The organism is Burkholderia sp. 22313, from assembly GCF_052045245.1.
Taxonomy (GTDB): Bacteria; Pseudomonadota; Gammaproteobacteria; order Burkholderiales; family Burkholderiaceae; genus Burkholderia.
Genome location: NZ_JBQEON010000002.1, coordinates 265,228 through 281,634, shown reverse-complemented (window position 1 = coordinate 281,634; position 16,407 = coordinate 265,228). Strand labels below are relative to the sequence as shown.

The window sequence follows — 16,407 nt, the reverse complement described above, 5'->3', positions numbered from 1 at the left end:
GGTGTCATCGGGTTCCGGTCAACGAGCGATCGCGGGCTTCGCGAGCCATTCATGGCCCTTGAGCATCGCCTTCCAGTAGAGCGGCGGCAGCACGCGCTCCTTGAGCAGCCACGCGAGCCGCGACGGACGCTTGCCGTCGATCAGCCAGGCGGGGAAAGTCGGCGCGACCTTGCCGCCGTACAGGAATTCGGCGAGCACGATCTTGCCGCGCTCGACGGTGAGCGGGCATGACCCGTAGCCGTCGTACGCGGCGTCGCCGTGCGCGCGGCCCAGCGACGCGAGCACGTTGTGCGCGACGACCGGCGCCTGCTTGCGAGCCGCCGCGGCGGTTTTCGCGTTGGTCGTGTTGGTGACGTCGCCGAGCGCGAAGATGTCCGCGAACCGCTTGTGCCGCAGCGTCGCCGGATCGACGTCGAGCCAGCCGGCCGTGTCGGCGAGCGGGCTCGCGCGCACGAAATCGGGCGCCTTCTGCGGCGGCACGACGTGGATCATGTCGAACCCGCGCTCGACGGTTTCCGTGCCGCCGTCGGGCAGCGTGCGCCTGAACGTCGCGCGCCGCGCCGGCCCGTCGATCGCGACGAGGTTGTGGCCGAACGACAGCGCGATGTCGTAGCTTTTCACGTACTCCATCAGCGCGGGCACATAGTCGGCGACACCGAACAGCGCGCCGCCGGCATTCAGGAACTCGACGTTCGCGGCGCCCAGGCGCCCCGTGCGGCGCCAGTGATCGCACGACAGGTACATCGCCTTCTGCGGCGCGCCCGCGCACTTGATCGGCATCGGCGGCTGCGTGAACAGCGCATTGCCGCCGCGAAACGCCTGCACCAGCTCCCACGTGTACGGCGCGAGATCGTAGCGATAGTTCGACGTGACGCCGTTGCGGCCGAGCGTTTCCGCGAGACCGTCGATCGCGTGCCAGTCGAGCTTGAGCCCCGGGCACACGACGAGCTTGCGGTAGCCGATCCGCCGGTCGCCATCGAGCACGACGGTGTGCGTGTCGGGCTCGAAGCCGGCGACGGCCGCCTGGATCCATTTCACGCCGCGCGGCAGCAGGTCGGCCATCCGGCGTGCGGTCGTGTCCGGCCGGAATACGCCCGCGCCGACCATCGTCCAGCCCGGCTGGTAGTAGTGCGTATCGGCCGGGTCGATCACCGCGATATCGAGCGACGCGTCGCGTGCGAGGAGGCTCGACGCGACTGCGACACCGGCCGCGCCCGCGCCGACGATCACGATGTCGTGCCGCGCTGCCACGGCCGGCACGGGCTGGCGGCCGCCTTGCGCGCGATCTGGCGGGAGGCCTTGCGCAAGACGGGGGGCGAGCGCGCCGAGGTCGTAGCCGGCCGTGGCGGCGATCGCGACGATGTCGGCGGCGGGCCGCCGGCCGGCCTGCGACAGCGCCCACAGCGTCGCCGAACGCGTGCCGCTGCGGCAGTACGCGAGCACCGGGCCGGCGAGCGCTGCGACGAGCGCACCGAACTGCGCGGCCTGATCGTCGGTGACCTTGCCGGTATCGACCGGCAGGTAATGGACGGCGATGCCGAGCGGCGCGGCGGCGGCGCGCATCTCGGCGACGCTCGGCTGGTCGGCGCCTTCGCCGTCCGGGCGGTTGCAGACGATCGCGCGGATGCCGGCCGCGTGCAGCGCGGGCAGGTCGGTCGCGGCGATCTGGGGCGAGACCGACAGCGTGTCGGTCAGCGGGCGGATGGTCATGTCGGGGGTTCTCCGGTCGGGGCGGCGGCTCAGATCGCGTCGAGCGGGATCTTCAGGTAGCGCACGCCATTGTTTTCGGGCTCGGGCAGGTGGCCGGCGCGCATGTTGACCTGCACGGACGGCAGCATCAGCACCGGCATGTCCAGCGTCGCGTCGCGCGCGGTGCGCATGTCGACGAAGGCGTCCTCGGTCACGCCGTCCTTCACGTGCACGTTCGCGCGGCGCTGCTCGGCAACCGTCGTCACGAACCGCACGTCGCGGCCGCCGGGCTGGTAGTCATGGCACAGATACAGGCGCGTGTCGGGCGGCAACTCCAGCACGCGTGCGATCGAGCGATACAGCGTGCGCGCGTCGCCGCCGGGGAAGTCGCAGCGGGCGGTGCCGTAGTCGGGCATGAACAGCGTGTCGCCGACGAACGCCACGCGCTGCGTCGCGTCGTCGACGCAGTAGGTCAGGCACGCGGGCGTATGGCCCGGCGTGTGCAACGCGCGGATCGTCAGCGCACCGAGCGCGAGCGTGTCGCCGTCGTCGAGCAGGCGATCGAACTGGCTGCCGTCCTGCGCGAAACCGGGGCCGGCGTTGAACAGCGTGCCGAAGACGTGCTGCACACGGCGCACGTGCGAGCCGATCGCGATCCGGCCGCCGACGTGCGCCTTCAGGTACGGCGCGGCCGACAGATGGTCGGCGTGCACGTGCGTTTCCAGCAGCCAGTGCACGGTCGCGTCGAGTTCGGCGACGCGTGCGATCAGCCGGTCGGCGCTGGCGGTGTGCGTGCGGCCGGACTTCGGATCGTAGTCGAGCACGCTGTCGATCAGCGCGCACGCGCGGCTCGCGGTGTCGAGCACCAGATAGCTGACGGTGTGGGTCGCCGGGTCGAAAAAGCCTTCGACCGACAGCATGGGGGCATGGCTCACGGGATGTCCTCGATCGGGTTCGGTATCTGCAATCGGGAATGCCATGTTCAAGAAGCGTGCCAATTCCGTCCGCGCTGCCCGGCGATCTGGCAGGTACTTGATTCGGCTCGGGTTTTCGGTGCGGTCGACGGGCTGCGCTCGAGCTGCCGGCGGGCGGGTGTCGAGCGGGACTGCCATGTCTGGCAGTGTCGTGGCAGAATTGGCAGTCGACCTGGCAGCCCGTCGGGGCATCCGTGGCCATGCGTCATTCAGTCATCATTTTTCATCGAGCCTCTGCATGAATCCGCGCGACACCATCCCGATCGTTCCCGCGCCGCCGCGCAACGTCATGCCCGACGTGCGCGCGCTGGTCGCGTACCTGGAACAGGATCCGCAGCCGATGATCGTCGTCGATCCCGACTACCGCATCCTCGCGGCGAACGAGGCGTACCGGCGCCAGTTCGGCGTGGCGGGCGTCGCGCACGTGGGCCGGCACTGCTTCCAGGTCTCGCATCACTACGACGTGCCGTGCGACCAGGCCGGCGAGCATTGCCCGATGAAGCAGGCGCTCGAATCGCGCAGCCTGAACCGCGTGCTGCACATTCACCATACGCCGCGCGGCCCCGAGCACGTCGACGTGGAGTTGCGGCCGATCTTCGATGCGCGCGGCGACGTGATCGCATACGTCGAGCGGTTGACGACGGTGCGCAGCGCGTCCGCGCAGCCGAGCGCGGAAGGGCTCGTCGGCGGCGCCGACGCGTTCAACGCGGCACTCGGCGCGCTGCAGCGCGTCGCGCCGTCGATGCTGCCGGTGCTGCTGCTCGGCGAATCGGGTACCGGCAAGGAGCTGTTCGCGCGGGCGCTGCACGAGGCGAGCGCACGCGCGATGGGGCCGTTCGTCGTCGTCGATTGCTCGGGCATCGCCGAGACGCTGTTCGAGAGCGAACTGTTCGGCTATGAGAAGGGCGCGTTTACCGGCGCGAACCAGCGCAAGCCGGGCCTCGTCGAGACCGCGCAGGGCGGCACGCTGTTTCTCGACGAAATCGGCGACGTGCCGTTGCCGATGCAGGTGAAGCTGCTGCGGTTGATCGAGTCGGGGACGTTCCGGCGCGTCGGCGGCGTCGAGGCGCTGCGCGCGGATTTCCGGCTGGTCGCGGCGACGCACAAGCCGTTGCGCGAGATGATCGACGACGGCCGGTTTCGCCAGGACCTGTACTACCGGATCAACGCGTTTCCGATTCCGCTGCCCGCGCTGCGCGAGCGGCGCGGCGACGTCGCGCTGCTGGCCGAATCGATTCTGCGGCGGATCGCGAATGCGCGTGCCGGCGCGGGCGACTCGGGTTCGCGCCCGTTCGTGCTGACCGAGCGCGCCCGCGCGTGTCTCGATGCGTACGCATGGCCGGGCAATATTCGCGAACTGCGCAACGTGCTCGAACGCGCGTGCCTGTTCGCGGACGACGGGACGATCCGTGTCGAGCACCTGCCGGCCGAGCTGGTCGCGGCAGCGGCGGCGCCGCCGACCCCGGTGGCCGATGCGCGCGGCGTGTCGGACGCGGAGCTCGTGCGGATCGCGAGCGCGTTCGACGGCACGCGCAAGGCGCTGGCCGAACACGTCGGGATGAGCGAGCGCACGCTGTACCGGCGGATGAAGGCGCTCGGGCTCGGGATGCGCGAGCGGTGAGCGCACGGGGCGGCGGGCTTGGTCCGGTCGAGGTGATGGCCGCCGGGATCGCCGAACGAACGGCGCGTTCGGGCGGTGCGCGCCACGGTCACGCGCCGCCCCGGTGTGATGCGATCAACGCGCCGGCGCAAGCTGCGCCATCGCGTCGCGCATGAAGCCGAGCAGCGCGTCGTCGACCCACGCGTCCTTCGTCAGCGCCGGCTCGGTCATCATCGCCTGGCGGAATTTCGCGTGCGTGGCCGGATCGCGGCCTGCATAGCTGCAGAACAGCTCGAGCCAGCGTTGTGCGAGCGCGCGGGCTTCCGGCGAATCGGGCCGCGCGCCGGCGTCGATCGCATCGCGCACGTCCGCCATCAACCGCGGCCATTCCATCGCGCGTTCGCCGTAGTGGGCCCGCATGAAGCGGATCTCGTCCGGCGCGAGATACTGCTCGAAGATTCGCATCTTGGTTTCCGACGACGCGCGCAGCACATAGTCGCGCAGCGCGGTCGAAATGCCGATCTTCGACTGCATCGCCGGTTCGTGTTCGTGCATCAGGTTGAGCTTCGCCAGCAGCCGCGGGTCGTTGTTCGTGTCGCGCACGAGCAGCGTCATCCAGCGGCCGGCGAGCGCGCGGGTGCGTTCGTCCTCGGCGGGTACGCCCGCATCGTGCAGCGCGCGAACTTCGTCGACGAGTGCGATCCATTCGGCGTCGCCGGCCTGGCTCTTCTGGTACATCGGCAGGCGCGCGAGTTCTTCCTCGGAAAAGTATTTGTCGTACACGGTCATCAACTCCAGTGTGGTGAGCCAATCGGCCAGTTCCGGCTCGGTGCCCGCGGCGAGCTGCGCATGCAGGTTCACGAGCCGCTCGCGCAGCTGCGCGGTGTGCGCGAGCTGACGGTCGAGCAGCGCGATCTGCTTCGCGACGATATCGACGAGCGGGGTGCCGGGCCGGTTCAGGTAGTCGCCGATTTCGGCGAGCGACAGTCCGAAGCGACGCAGGGCCTGGATCTGGTGGAGCCGGGCGATGTCGTCGCGGTCGTATAGCCGGTAGCCGTTGTCGGCACGCGCCGAAGGCGTCAGGAGGCCGATCGCGTGATAGTGATGAAGCGTGCGGACGGTCAGCCCGCTGCGTTTCGCCAGTTCTCCCACTTTCAGCCGCATGATGTCCTCCGTTCGGTGCGCACACTGGAGTCTCGAACGTTACGCTACGTGAGGGTCAAGCGGAAGATCGCCAATCGGCGCGCGGGGTGGTTCCGCGCGCCGTTGGCCTGAAGGACACGCCGCGCTATTGCGGTGACGGCGGCGCGTCGGGCGTGGCCGCGCGGGCCTGTGCGCCGGGGGCGTCTTGAATTGCATCGCCGGCCGTGCCGGCTTTCCCGGCCTTCGCCGCGGTGCCGGTCGCGTCCACCGGCGGCGTGCCCATCGCCTGATAGAGCCGCGCGGTATCCGCGAAGCGCGCGCCGGTCGCGCGGATCTCGTCGAGCCGCGCGTTGCGGTACTGCAGCTCGCTGGCGCGCGCGGCCGACGGCGGCAGCGCGCCGAGCCGCACGCGGGCGGCCGCGTCGTCGTAGGCGCCGCGCGCGGACAATGCAGCACGGGACGACGCATCGAGGGCTTCCGCATCGTGCTCGAGCGCCGCAAGCGAATCGGCGACGTTCTGGAACGCGCCCAGCACGGTCTGCTTGTACTGGTCGACCGCGGCCTCGTAGGTCGCCTTCGCCGCCCGCCGCTGCGCGAGCAGCGCGCCGCCGTGGAACAGCGGCTGGCTCAGCGACGCGCCGACGTTCCAGATCGCGCCGGCGCCCGACAGCATCGTCGGCCAGCTGAAACCGCCTTTGCCCATCGCCGCCGACAATGACAGTTGCGGGAACAATTGCGCGGTCGCGACGCCGACTTCGGCGGCGGCGGCCTTCAGCCCCGCGTCGGCGGCCTGGATGTCGGGGCGGCTTTGCAGCAGGTCCGACGGCACGACCACCGGCACCTGCGTGGGCAGATGCAGGTCGGCGAGCGTGAGATCGGCGGGCGGCCGGTCGGGCGTGCGGCCGACCAGCACCGCGAGCGCATGGCGTGCCGAGTCGCGCTGCTGGCGCAACGCGGGCAGGCTCGCGGCGAAGGTGTCCGCGCTTTGCTGCGCGTTCAGCGCGTCGCTGTGCGACGCCGAGCCGAGCGCGTAGCGGCGTTGCGCGTCGTGCGCCTGGTCGTTCGCGAGCGCGACGAGCCGTTCGGTGGTGGCGATCTGCGCGTTGAGCACCGACACCGTGATCGACGCGGTGACGATGTTCGCGGCGAGCGCACGGCGCGCCGATTCGAGCTGGAACGCGCTGACGTCGACGCGTTTCGCCAGCGCGCGGTTCGCGAAGCGCGACACGCCGAACAGGTCGATCGTGTAGCTCGCCTGCAGTTGCCCGACGAACGTGTCGTACAGCAGGGTCGGTGCGCCGAGCGCGGGAATCGGCACGCCGAGCGCGCGCTGGCGCGTGGCCTGGCCGCCCGCGTCGATCGACGGCAGCATCGAGCTGCCGATCTGGCCGCGCAGCTGCTCGCGCGCGGCATCGAGCGAATGCGACGCCGCACCGAGCGTCGGGCTGTTGCGCAGCCCCTCGTCGACGAGCGCGTTCAGCGCATCGGAGCGGTACTGCGTCCACCAGTCGGGCACGGGTTGCGCGCCGACCTCGAATTGCTGCGCGACGCCTTGCGCGGCGACGGTCTGCTGCACTTGCGGCACGGTGCCGTAATGCGCGGGCGACGGCATCGCGGGCGGTTCGCCGCTCGGCGCGAACCATGCGCAGCCGGCGAGCGGGCCCGCGAGGCTCGCGGCCGCGATCGCCCGCGCGGCCTTCGTTTTCAGGTTCATCGACAGTTTCATGGTCAGGCTCCCGACGGCGCGGCAGGCGTGCCGCCATCGTGCGGCGGGCCGTCGTGTGGTTCGCGCGGGTCGCGTTCGTCGCGCTTCACGCGGAACCACGCGGCGTACAGCGCGGGCAGGTAGAACAGCGTCAGCACGGTCGCGCTCGTGATCCCGCCCATCAGCGCGGTCGCCATCGGCCCGAAGAAGTTCGAGCGCAACAGCGGGATCAGCGCGAGCACGGCGGCGGCGGCCGTCAGCGTAATCGGCCGGAAGCGCCGCACGGTCGCGCCGACGATCGCGTCGAAGCGTCCGTGGCCGGCGGCGATGTCCTGCTCGATCTGGTCGACGAGAATCACCGAGTTGCGCATGATGATCCCGAACATCGCGATCACGCCGAGCATCGCGACGAAGCCGAACGGCTGGCCGAACAGCAGCAGCGTGCCGACCACGCCAATCAGGCCGAGCGGTGCGGTGAGCACGACCATCAGCACGCGCGAGAAGCTCTGCAGCTGGATCATCAGCAACGTGAACACGGCGATTGCCATCAGCGGCATCTGCGCATTGATCGAGCGCTGCGCCTTCGCGCTTTCCTCGACCGACCCGCCGATGTTGATCTGATAGCCGACCGGCAGTTGCGCGCGCAACGCATTCAGCTTGCCGTCGATCGCGTGCGTGACGTCGATGCCCTGTGCGCCGGCGCGCACGTCGGACTGCACGGTGATGGTCGGCTGGCGGTCGCGCTCCCACACCACGCCGTATTCGAGCGTCGGCGTGAAGCGGCCGAGCGAGCCGAGCGGCACCGGGCCGTTCGGCGTCGGCATCGCGAGGCCCGCGAGCTTCGCCGGATCGACGCGGTCGGGGCGCGGCGCGCGCAGGTCGACCGCGATCAGCTTGTCGCGTTCGCGGTACTGCGTGACGGTCGTGCCGGACAGCGTCATCGCGAGGAAGCTCGACACGTCCTGCGACGTGACGTTCAGCTCGCGCGCCTTCTTCTGGTCGAGCTCGAAGCGCACCGAGCGCTCGGCCGGCTCGTCCCAGTCGAACTGCACGTTCACCGTGCGCGCGTCGCCGCGCATCGTCGCCGCGACTTGCTCGGCGATCGAGCGTACCGTCGCGATGTCGTCGCCGCTCACGCGGAACTGCACCGGATAGCCGACGGGCGGCCCGTTCTCGAGCCGCGACAGGCGCCAGCGCACGGCCGGAAACTGGTCGCGCAGCGTGGTTTCGAGCCAGGCCGCGAGTTTCTCGCGCGCCTTGACCGATGTCGCGGTGACGACGAACTGCGCGAAGTTCGGCAACTGCAGCTGCTGGTCGAGCGGCAGGTAGAAGCGCGGCGCGCCGCTGCCGACGAAGTTGACCGAATGATCGATCTCGGGCCGCTTGTCGAGCACCTTTTCGAGGCGTTCGGTCTCGCGCAGCGTCGCCGCGAACGACGCGCCTTCCGGCAGCCGCAGGTCGACCAGCAGCTCGGGGCGATCGGAGCTCGGGAAGAACTGCTGCGGCACGAGCGTGAAGCCCATCAGCGCGACGACGAACAGGGCGCCCGTGATCAGCAGCACGACGAAGCGCCGCTCGATGCACCAGTCGATCCAGCCGCGCAGCCGCGTGTAGAAGCGCGTGTCGTAGATGTCGTGCTCGTGATCGTCCGGCAGGTGCGCCTCATGCGCATGCTTCTTGCGCTCGGGCAGCAGGTGATAGCCGAGCAGCGGAATCAGCACGACGGCCGCGAACCACGACGCGATCAGCGCGATCGCCGACACCTCGAAGATCGAACGCGTGTACTCGCCGGTGCTCGATTTCGCGAGCGCGATCGGCAGGAAGCCCGATACCGTGACGAGCGTGCCCGTGAGCATCGGGAACGCGGTGCTCGTGTACGCGAACGCGGCGGCGCGCGCGCGGCTGTAGCCCTGTTCGAGCTTCACGGCCATCATCTCGACCGCGATGATCGCGTCGTCGACGAGCAGCCCGAGCGCGAGCACGAGCGTGCCGAGCGACACCTTGTGCAGCCCGATGTCGAACAGGTACATGAAGAGGGCGGTGACGGCGAGCACGACCGGAATCGAGATCACGACGACCATCCCGGTGCGCAGGCCGAGCGACACGAGGCTCACGACCAGCACGATCGCCACCGCTTCGGCCACGGCTTCGAGGAAGTCGTCGACCGAGTGCGCCACCGCGTGCGGCATGCTCGACACCAGCGTCAGCTTGAGGCCGGCCGGCAATTGCGCCTGCAGGTGCTTCGATTCGGCATCGAGCGCGTTGCCGAGCCGGATCACGTCGCCGCCCGGCTGCATCGTCACGCCGATGCCGAGCACCGCATGACCGTTCGCGCGCATCTGCGTGGACGGCGGATCGTCGTAGCCGCGCTTCACGGTGGCGAGATCGCCGAGCCGGAACGTGCGGCCGTTGATGCGGATCAGCGTGTCGGCGATCGCGGCGACGTTGTCGAACTGGCCGCTCGGCCGCACGAACACGCGATCGTCGGCGGTCGTCAGCACGCCGGCCGACGAGATGTCGTTCTGCGCGTTGATCGCCTGCCCGAGCTGCTGCGGCGAGATGCCGAGGCGCGTGAGCTGCGTGTTGTCGGCCTCGATGAAGATCCGCTGGTCGGGGTCGCCGAAGTAGTCGACCTTGCCGACGCCCGGCACCCGCAGCAGCACGGTGCGCAGCTGGTCCGCGTAGTCGTGGAGCTGCGCGGGCGTGAAGCCGTCGCCTTCGAGCGTCCAGATGTTGGTGTAGACGTCGCCGAACTCGTCGTTGAAGAACGGGCCCTGCACGCCGGGCGGCAGCGTATAGCCGATGTCGCCGACCTTCTTGCGGATCTGGTACCAGGTCTCGGGCACGTCCTTCACGGGCGCCGAGTCCTTCATCGTGAAGAAGATCAGCGATTCGCCGGGGCGCGAATAGCTGCGCAGGAAGTCGATGGCCGGTGTTTCCTGCAGCTTGCGGCCGATCCGGTCGGTCACCTGTTCCTGCACCTGCCGCGCGCTCGCGCCGGGCCAGAACGTGCGGATCACCATCACGCGGAACGTGAACGGCGGGTCTTCGGATTGCGCGAGCCGCGTGTAAGCGAGGATGCCCGCGAGCGTCGCGAGCGCGATCAGGTAGACGACCAGCGCCTGATGGCGCAGCGCCCATGCCGACAGGTTGAAGCGGCCTTCTTCGCGAATGCTGCTCATGACGCGACGTCCTCGGGATGCAGCGGTGCGATCGGCCGCACCTTTTCGCCCGCGCTGACCGTATGCACGCCTTGCAGCACGACGCGCTCGCCCGGCTGCAGCCCGCTCGACACGGTGATGGTGCGTTCGTTGAAGCGCGCGACGTCGACGCGGCGCAGTTCGAGCGTGTCGTCCTTGGCGCGCACGACCCACACGGCCGGATGCGCGCCGTCATGGAACAGCGCGGTGGCGGGCAGCGTGATGCTCGGCGCGTTGCCGGCAACCGGCGCGCCGTCGAACGCGACGTTCGCGGTCATGCCGAGCCGCACGGCCGCGTCGGGCGCGGCGAGCGTGAGCTTCACGCGATAGGTGCGGCTTTGCGGATCGGCGGCCGGCGCGATTTCGCGCACCTTTGCCGCGAACTGGCGGCCCGGCAGCGACGGCAGCGTGACGCTCGCCGCGTGACCGGGCGCGAGCGATGCGAGCGCGGCTTCGGGCACGTCGCTGACGACGTCGACGTCGCCGGACCACGCGAGCTGGTAGACGGCCTGGCCGGCCGACACGTTCTGGCCGGTGTCGGCCTGTTCGGCGGTGATGGTGCCCGCGTGATCGGCGACGAGCGTCGCATAGCGGAGCTGGTTCTTCGCGAGCGCTAGTTGCTGCTGCGCCTGGTCGCGCTGCGCGAGCGCGGACGTGTAGCCGTTCTCGGTCTGTTCGAGTTGCGCGGTCGCGATCAGGTTCTCGCGCGCCTGTGCGCGATCGCGGTCGAGCTGCTGCTTCGCGAACGCGAGGCTGTGCGATGCGGCATCGAGCTGCGCCTGCGCGCTCGCGGCGTTCTTCTCGACGTCGGACGGATCGAGCAGCGCGACGACCTGGCCGGCCTTGACGGTATCGCCGAGGCGCACCTTGCGCTCGACGATCTTGCCGGCGATGCGAAACGACAGCGGAGTGGCATAACGCGGCTGGATCTCGCCGGGCAGCGTGGCGGCGGCCGCGACGCCGTCGGCGTGCGCGGGCAGCGCGACGACCGGGCGCGGCGCGGGCGGCGCGGCCTCCTTCGGGTGACAGGCGGCGAGGACGAACGCGGTGCCGATCAGCAGCACGGCGCGGGAACCGGAGCGATTCACGAAACCCCCAGATCAGGAGAGAGCAGAACGAAGCCGGCAAGCGCGGCGGGCGCTTGCCCCGAGTGGCGCCGGCCCGGCGCGCACGAACAGAGCCGAACGAAGACGTTCGGAAACTGTGGCGGATTCTAATACACACCTGTATCTGAATGCAAAGATGAATCTGAAAGGGGGTTGATGCTAGACTGCGCGCCATGAAACCACAGCGCTTAACTCGCGAGCAGAGCAGGGACCAGACGCGCGAACGTCTGCTGAATGCCGCGCACGGGATTTTTCTGAAGAAAGGCTATGTCGCGGCGAGCGTCGAGGACATCGCGGCGGCGGCAGGCTATACGCGCGGCGCGTTCTACTCGAATTTCAGCAGCAAGTCGGAACTGCTGCTCGAACTGCTCGAACGCGACCATGACTCGGTGCGGGCCGATTTCGAGGCGATCTTCGACGAAGGCGGCCCGCGCGAGCAGATGGAGTCGATGGCGCTCGCGTACTACCGGACGCTGTTTCGCGACGACGAGTATTCGCTGCTGTGGGGCGAGGCGAAGCTGCAGGCGGCGCGCGACGCGAAGTTTCGCGTGCGCTTCAACCAGTTCCTGCACGGCAAGCGGCTGCAGATGGCCGAATTCATCCAGCGCTTCGCGGAGCGCGCGGGCACGCCGTTGCTGCTGCCGGCCGAGACGCTCGCGTTCGGGCTGATGTGTCTGTGCGACGGCGTGCAGTCGTATTACACGGCCGATCCGCAGCACGTGTCGGGGGAGATGGCCGAAGCGGTGCTCGCCGGGTTCTTTGCACGGGTTGTGCTGGGGCGCGCGCCGGACTGAACGCCCGGGCGATCACGCGGCCGGCACGGCCGTGCGCTGCGCTCGAGGCGGCCGCGGCGTCGCAGCGGCCGCCTCGCACCGCCGCAGACCGCCGCCCTCAGCGCTCGCCGGTCATCCGCCGGTACGCGTCGAGCAGCGACGTCTTGTAGACGACGCCCGCGAGCGTCGGCTCCGCTTCGCTTTCGATCACCGGCAGCCGTTCACCCTGGAACGCCATGAAGCGTTCGAGCGCGGTCGCGAGCGGCATGTCGGGCGTGAGCAGCGGAAACGGCGTATGGGCGTAATGCGCGGCCGTCTTGTCGGTCGTGTCGCGCTTGTCGAGCAGATCGGACGTGATGTCCTTCAACGCGACCGCGCCGCGGAAGCGCCCGGCGTCGTCGGCCACGTACAGATACTTCACCGGATATTCGAGAAACACGCGGGTCATGTCGGCGACGCTCGCCGTAAGCGGCACGACCGTCTGCGCGGGCTGGATCAGCTCGCGCATCTGCGTGGTGCGCAGCCGCAGCCGTTCCTGCGCGTCCTGATGGTGGCGCAGCGTGATCTCGTACATCGACGTCGTGCCGGTTGCGCGCGCGACGAAATACGCGAACACGCACGACACCAGCAGCGGCAACACGACCTGGTAGCTGAGCGTCATCTCGAAGATCATCAGGATCGCCATCAGCGGCGCCTGCGTGGCGCCGGCCATGAACGCACCCATCCCGACCATCGCATACGCGAAGTACGCGGACGTGTGGCCGGGCCAGAGCGCGTTCATCGCGAGCCCGAACAGCGAGCCGAACACGGCGCCCACGAACAGCGTCGGCGTGAACACGCCGCCGACCGCGCCCGAGCCGGCCGTCGCGGCGGTCGCGATCACCTTGAACACCAGCACCGCGACGAGCGCCTGCCAGGTCCACGGCGAATGCAGGATGTGGTTCACGACGCTGTAGCCGTTGCCCCAGACGTCCGGAATCCACACCGAGATCACGCCGACCACGAGGCCGCCGAGCGCGAGCCGCACCGGCAGCGGCACGGGCAGCCGCTTGAACTGGTTCTTCGACGCATCGAGCAGGTGCAGGAACTGCGGCGCGAGCACGCCGCACAGCGCGCCGAGCACGACGAACAGCAGCACCTCGGGGCCCGTCACGGCCGGGAACACCGGCATCTCGTACGGCGGCCGGTAGCCGGCGAATTCCCGCATCACGATGTTCGCGACGACGGACGCGACGACCATCGGCCCGAAGCTCTCCATCGCGATCGTGCCGAGCACGATTTCGGACACGAAGAACGCGCCGGCGATCGGCGCGTTGTATGCGGACGTGATACCGGCCGCGGCGCCGCACGCGACCAGCAGGCGCAGGCGCGGCGGGTCGAAGTGCACGAAGCGGCCGACCAGCGACGATGCGAGCGCCGCGAGCTGCACCATCGGGCCTTCGCGGCCGATCGAGCCGCCGCTGCCGATCGTCAGCAGCGACGACACGCTGCGCCACAGGCTTTGCCGCACCGGCACGACGCCGTCGCCGAGCGCGACGGCTTCCATGTAGTCGGTCTTGCCGGATTTCCGGTCGCCGCGGGTGGCCAGCAACAGCACGCAGCCGGCGAGGAAGCCGCCCGCGGCCGGCATCCAGAATCGCACGTACCACGGCAGGCTTCTCGCCATCTGCACGAAGCTGCCGCTGTGTCCGGAGATCATGCGCTGCATCAGGTCGATGCCTTCGCGGAACATCATGGTGGCGAAAGCGCCGCCGACGCCGACGATGGCCGACCAGATCAGCATCGTATGGGCGTCCGACAGGCGGAACAGCGTCTGGGCGCGAGTGCGCAGCTTCAGCAGGAACGAGAGCACGGCTGAAAGAGGGTAATGAAGAGAGCGAAGGAAAACGACGCGAAGCATAGCACTGCGCCGCGCCCGCGGGACCTCCCCGTCGGGCGCGGCGCGTGTCGCGGCGTGGATGTGCGGCTCAGCCAAGCCAGTGCCGTACCGCCCAGGTGATCCCGTAGCCGCCGGCGATCAGCCACACGTACAGGATCAGGCCGGTGGTCAGCGCGCGCGGGCCGGCCTCGCGGATCTGCGACACGCGGGTCTCGATGCCGAGCGCGGTCATCGCCATCGTCAGCGCAAAGGTGTCGAGCACGTTCAGCGTATGCGTGACGCCGGTCGGCAGCACGTTCAGCGAATTGACGATCACGAAGCCGAGGAACCCGAGCGCGAACCATGGCACCGCCACCTTGCGCTTGCCTTGCGCGCCGTCGGCGCCGGCATCGGCCGAGCGCGCGGAGCGGGCGAGCCACCAGCCGAGCGTGAGCAGCACCGGGACCAGCAGCATCACGCGGGTCATCTTCACGATGGTCGCGACGTGCGTGACTTGCGGGCTGACGTCGCTCGCCGCGCCGACCACCTGCGCGACCTCGTGGATCGTGCCGCCGAAGAACAGGCCGAGGCCGGCCGGGTCGAGATCGAGCAGGCCGGCGTGATACGCGAGCGGGTACAGGAACATCGACAGCGTGCCGAACAGCACCACGCTGCCCACGGCCATCGCGCTCTGGTGCGGCTTCGACTGCAGCGTCGATTCGAACGCGAGCACGGCGGCCGCGCCGCAGATCGCGCTGCCGGCGGCGGTCAGGAGCGCCGCGTCGCGATCCAGCTTCATCACCTTCATGCCGACCCAGGTGCCGATCACGAGCGTGCTGACCACGACCAGCACCGATACCGTCAGGCCCGGCAGGCCAACCTGGGCGATTTCCTGCAGGCTCACGCGCAGGCCGAAGAACGCGACCGCGATGCGCAGCAGCTTGCGCGCGGAAAAGTTGACGCCGGCCGCCCAGCTGGCGGGCATGCCGTCGCGCAGCGCATTGCCGTAAAGCGCGCCGGCGACGATGCCGACGATCAGCGGCGACAGGCCGAGCCCGGCGATCGCCGGCAACTGGGACAGGCTGGTGACGGCAGCGGCGAACAGCGCGACGAACAGCACGCCGTTCAACTGGCCGCGCATCGACGGCGCGACGTGGCTGAGATGGGGGCTAGGAGCAGTGGACATGGGGCACCGTGACAAAACAGGTTGCGATGGCCTAATCCTAATTTGGTTATATCGATATGAGAAATTGTGATTTGTGACGTAAACTATCCGGAAAGCCGATAATTCATTCCCATGACCCCGGATCAACTGATAACGTTCGCGGCCGTCGCCGACCATCTGAACATCAGCCGCGCTGCCATCGCGCTGCATCTGTCGCAGCCGGCCGTGTCGGGCCAGCTGCGCCTGCTGCAGGACGAGTTCGGCGAGCCGCTGTACCAGCGCGACGGCCGCGGGATCCGGCTGACGCCGGTCGGCGAACAGCTCGCGCAGTACGCGAAGGCGCAGCGCGACACGTTCGCGCAGGCGCGTGCGTTTCGCGACGCGGTGCGCGGGCTCGACGCCGGCACGCTGCGGATCGGTGCGAGCACGACGCCGGCCAGCTATCTGTTGCCGTACCTGATCGCGGCGTTCCAGCCGCGCGCGCCACGGGTGGCGATTCAGACGATGAGCGGCAATACGGCCGACGTGGTCGCCGCGCTGGCGTCGCTGGACATCGCGATGATCGAAGGGCCGCCCGGCGAGGCGCTGCCGCCCGGCACCGCCGTGCATGCGTGGCACGAGGACGAGATCGTCGCGGTCGTGCCGACGGGGCACCCGCTTGCCGCGCCCGAATTTGACGCCGGTGTCACGCTCGACGCACTGGCCGCGCATCCGCTCGTGCTGCGCGAGGAAGGCTCGGGCGTGCGGCAACTCGTCGAACGCGCGTTCGCGCACGGCGGCGCGCCGATGCGCGTCGCATTCGAGATCGCGGGCGTCGAGGCCGTGAAGGAGGCCGTCCGTGCGGGGATGGGCGTCGGCTTCGTGTCCGCGATGTCGCTGCGCCACGAGGATGCGGCGCTCGTGCCGCGCCCGCTGGCGCCCGTGCCGCTCACGCGCCATTTCTCGATTCTGGTGCCGCACGGCGCAGCACCGTCGCGCGTGGCCGCCCAGTTTCTCGACCTGAGCCTGACGCACGCTACGCACGACGCCGGCTAGGCATTCGACGCCGCGCCGGGAACGCCGGATACGTGGCCGTAGGCACGCGCTCGCACGGCAGCCGGCCCTAGGGATTTCCTCTATGGCGTGGGCCGCAAGCGAAGCGCACCATCCGTCTCAAGCGAATGGAACCGGTTCCATTCCGGTGAAAAAAGGGCA

11 protein-coding genes are annotated in these 16,407 nt (G+C 69.5%); 3 read left to right on the top strand and 8 right to left on the bottom strand.

Annotation, left to right across the window (positions count from 1 at the left end):
* Positions 1-18: 18 nt before the first annotated feature.
* Positions 19-1,710 (bottom strand): TIGR01244 family sulfur transferase, encoded by a 1,692-nt coding sequence (locus ACTJKF_RS03010; protein WP_440622062.1) that lies wholly within the window; start codon positions 1,708-1,710, stop codon positions 19-21.
* 29 nt (positions 1,711-1,739) lie between these two features.
* Positions 1,740-2,609, bottom strand: a complete 870-nt coding sequence (locus tag ACTJKF_RS03005) for an MBL fold metallo-hydrolase (protein WP_440622146.1) — start codon at positions 2,607-2,609, stop codon at positions 1,740-1,742.
* A gap of 292 nt (positions 2,610-2,901) precedes the next feature.
* On the opposite strand from ACTJKF_RS03005, the gene ACTJKF_RS03000 reads away from it, so the two are divergent.
* A complete protein-coding gene (locus ACTJKF_RS03000) occupies positions 2,902-4,284 on the top strand; it encodes a sigma-54 interaction domain-containing protein (RefSeq protein WP_440622061.1) in 1,383 nt (460 codons plus the stop codon).
* A 114-nt stretch (positions 4,285-4,398) separates the two neighbouring features.
* Here the strand turns inward: ACTJKF_RS03000 and ACTJKF_RS02995 are convergent, their stop codons facing one another.
* The 4 genes from ACTJKF_RS02995 to ACTJKF_RS02980 all read right to left on the bottom strand — a co-directional run bounded on the left by ACTJKF_RS02995 (position 4,399) and on the right by ACTJKF_RS02980 (position 11,399).
* Positions 4,399-5,427 (bottom strand): MerR family transcriptional regulator, encoded by a 1,029-nt coding sequence (locus tag ACTJKF_RS02995; protein ID WP_440622060.1) that lies wholly within the window; start codon positions 5,425-5,427, stop codon positions 4,399-4,401.
* Between the two features lie 124 nt (positions 5,428-5,551).
* Positions 5,552-7,132 carry an efflux transporter outer membrane subunit gene (locus ACTJKF_RS02990; RefSeq protein ID WP_440622059.1) on the bottom strand — a complete coding sequence of 527 codons (1,581 nt, stop codon included), beginning with the start codon at positions 7,130-7,132 and terminating at the stop codon, positions 5,552-5,554.
* A gap of 2 nt (positions 7,133-7,134) precedes the next feature.
* Complete coding sequence (locus ACTJKF_RS02985; RefSeq protein WP_440622058.1) at positions 7,135-10,293, bottom strand: efflux RND transporter permease subunit; 3,159 nt, start codon at positions 10,291-10,293, stop codon at positions 7,135-7,137.
* Positions 10,290-11,399 (bottom strand): efflux RND transporter periplasmic adaptor subunit, encoded by a 1,110-nt coding sequence (locus tag ACTJKF_RS02980; protein WP_440622057.1) that lies wholly within the window; start codon positions 11,397-11,399, stop codon positions 10,290-10,292. Before ACTJKF_RS02980 ends, ACTJKF_RS02985 begins: the two co-directional genes overlap by 4 nt.
* Before the next feature lie 191 nt (positions 11,400-11,590).
* Between ACTJKF_RS02980 and ACTJKF_RS02975 the strand changes: the two genes are divergently transcribed.
* A complete protein-coding gene (locus ACTJKF_RS02975; protein ID WP_440622056.1) occupies positions 11,591-12,211 on the top strand; it encodes a TetR/AcrR family transcriptional regulator in 621 nt (206 codons plus the stop codon).
* A gap of 97 nt (positions 12,212-12,308) precedes the next feature.
* Here the strand turns inward: ACTJKF_RS02975 and ACTJKF_RS02970 are convergent, their stop codons facing one another.
* Together ACTJKF_RS02970 and ACTJKF_RS02965 are read right to left on the bottom strand one after the other, a co-directional pair.
* Positions 12,309-14,042, bottom strand: coding sequence for a ClcB-like voltage-gated chloride channel protein (locus tag ACTJKF_RS02970; protein WP_440622055.1), 1,734 nt, complete (start codon positions 14,040-14,042; stop codon positions 12,309-12,311).
* Between the two features lie 115 nt (positions 14,043-14,157).
* Entirely contained in the window at positions 14,158-15,234 is a 1,077-nt protein-coding gene (locus ACTJKF_RS02965) for a YeiH family protein (protein WP_440622054.1), read from the bottom strand.
* A gap of 111 nt (positions 15,235-15,345) precedes the next feature.
* Here ACTJKF_RS02965 and ACTJKF_RS02960 point away from each other — a divergent pair, with 111 nt between their 5' ends.
* Positions 15,346-16,248: a LysR family transcriptional regulator gene (locus ACTJKF_RS02960; RefSeq protein ID WP_440622053.1), complete on the top strand. Its 903-nt coding sequence runs from the start codon at positions 15,346-15,348 to the stop codon at positions 16,246-16,248.
* Positions 16,249-16,407: the final 159 nt, after the last annotated feature.

Excerpts from the sequence above, each read along its gene's own strand:
- ACTJKF_RS02960 (WP_440622053.1), top strand. The coding sequence starts at position 15,346 with ATGACCCCGGATCAACTGATAACGTTCGCGGCCGTCGCCGACCATCTG.
- ACTJKF_RS02965 (WP_440622054.1), bottom strand. The coding sequence starts at position 15,234 with ATGTCCACTGCTCCTAGCCCCCATCTCAGCCACGTCGCGCCGTCGATG.
- ACTJKF_RS02990 (WP_440622059.1), bottom strand. The coding sequence starts at position 7,132 with ATGAAACTGTCGATGAACCTGAAAACGAAGGCCGCGCGGGCGATCGCG.
- ACTJKF_RS02995 (WP_440622060.1), bottom strand. The coding sequence starts at position 5,427 with ATGCGGCTGAAAGTGGGAGAACTGGCGAAACGCAGCGGGCTGACCGTC.
- ACTJKF_RS03010 (WP_440622062.1), bottom strand. The coding sequence starts at position 1,710 with ATGACCATCCGCCCGCTGACCGACACGCTGTCGGTCTCGCCCCAGATC.
- ACTJKF_RS03005 (WP_440622146.1), bottom strand. The coding sequence starts at position 2,609 with ATGCTGTCGGTCGAAGGCTTTTTCGACCCGGCGACCCACACCGTCAGC.
- ACTJKF_RS02985 (WP_440622058.1), bottom strand. The coding sequence starts at position 10,293 with ATGAGCAGCATTCGCGAAGAAGGCCGCTTCAACCTGTCGGCATGGGCG.
- ACTJKF_RS03000 (WP_440622061.1), top strand. The coding sequence starts at position 2,902 with ATGAATCCGCGCGACACCATCCCGATCGTTCCCGCGCCGCCGCGCAAC.
- ACTJKF_RS02975 (WP_440622056.1), top strand. The coding sequence starts at position 11,591 with ATGAAACCACAGCGCTTAACTCGCGAGCAGAGCAGGGACCAGACGCGC.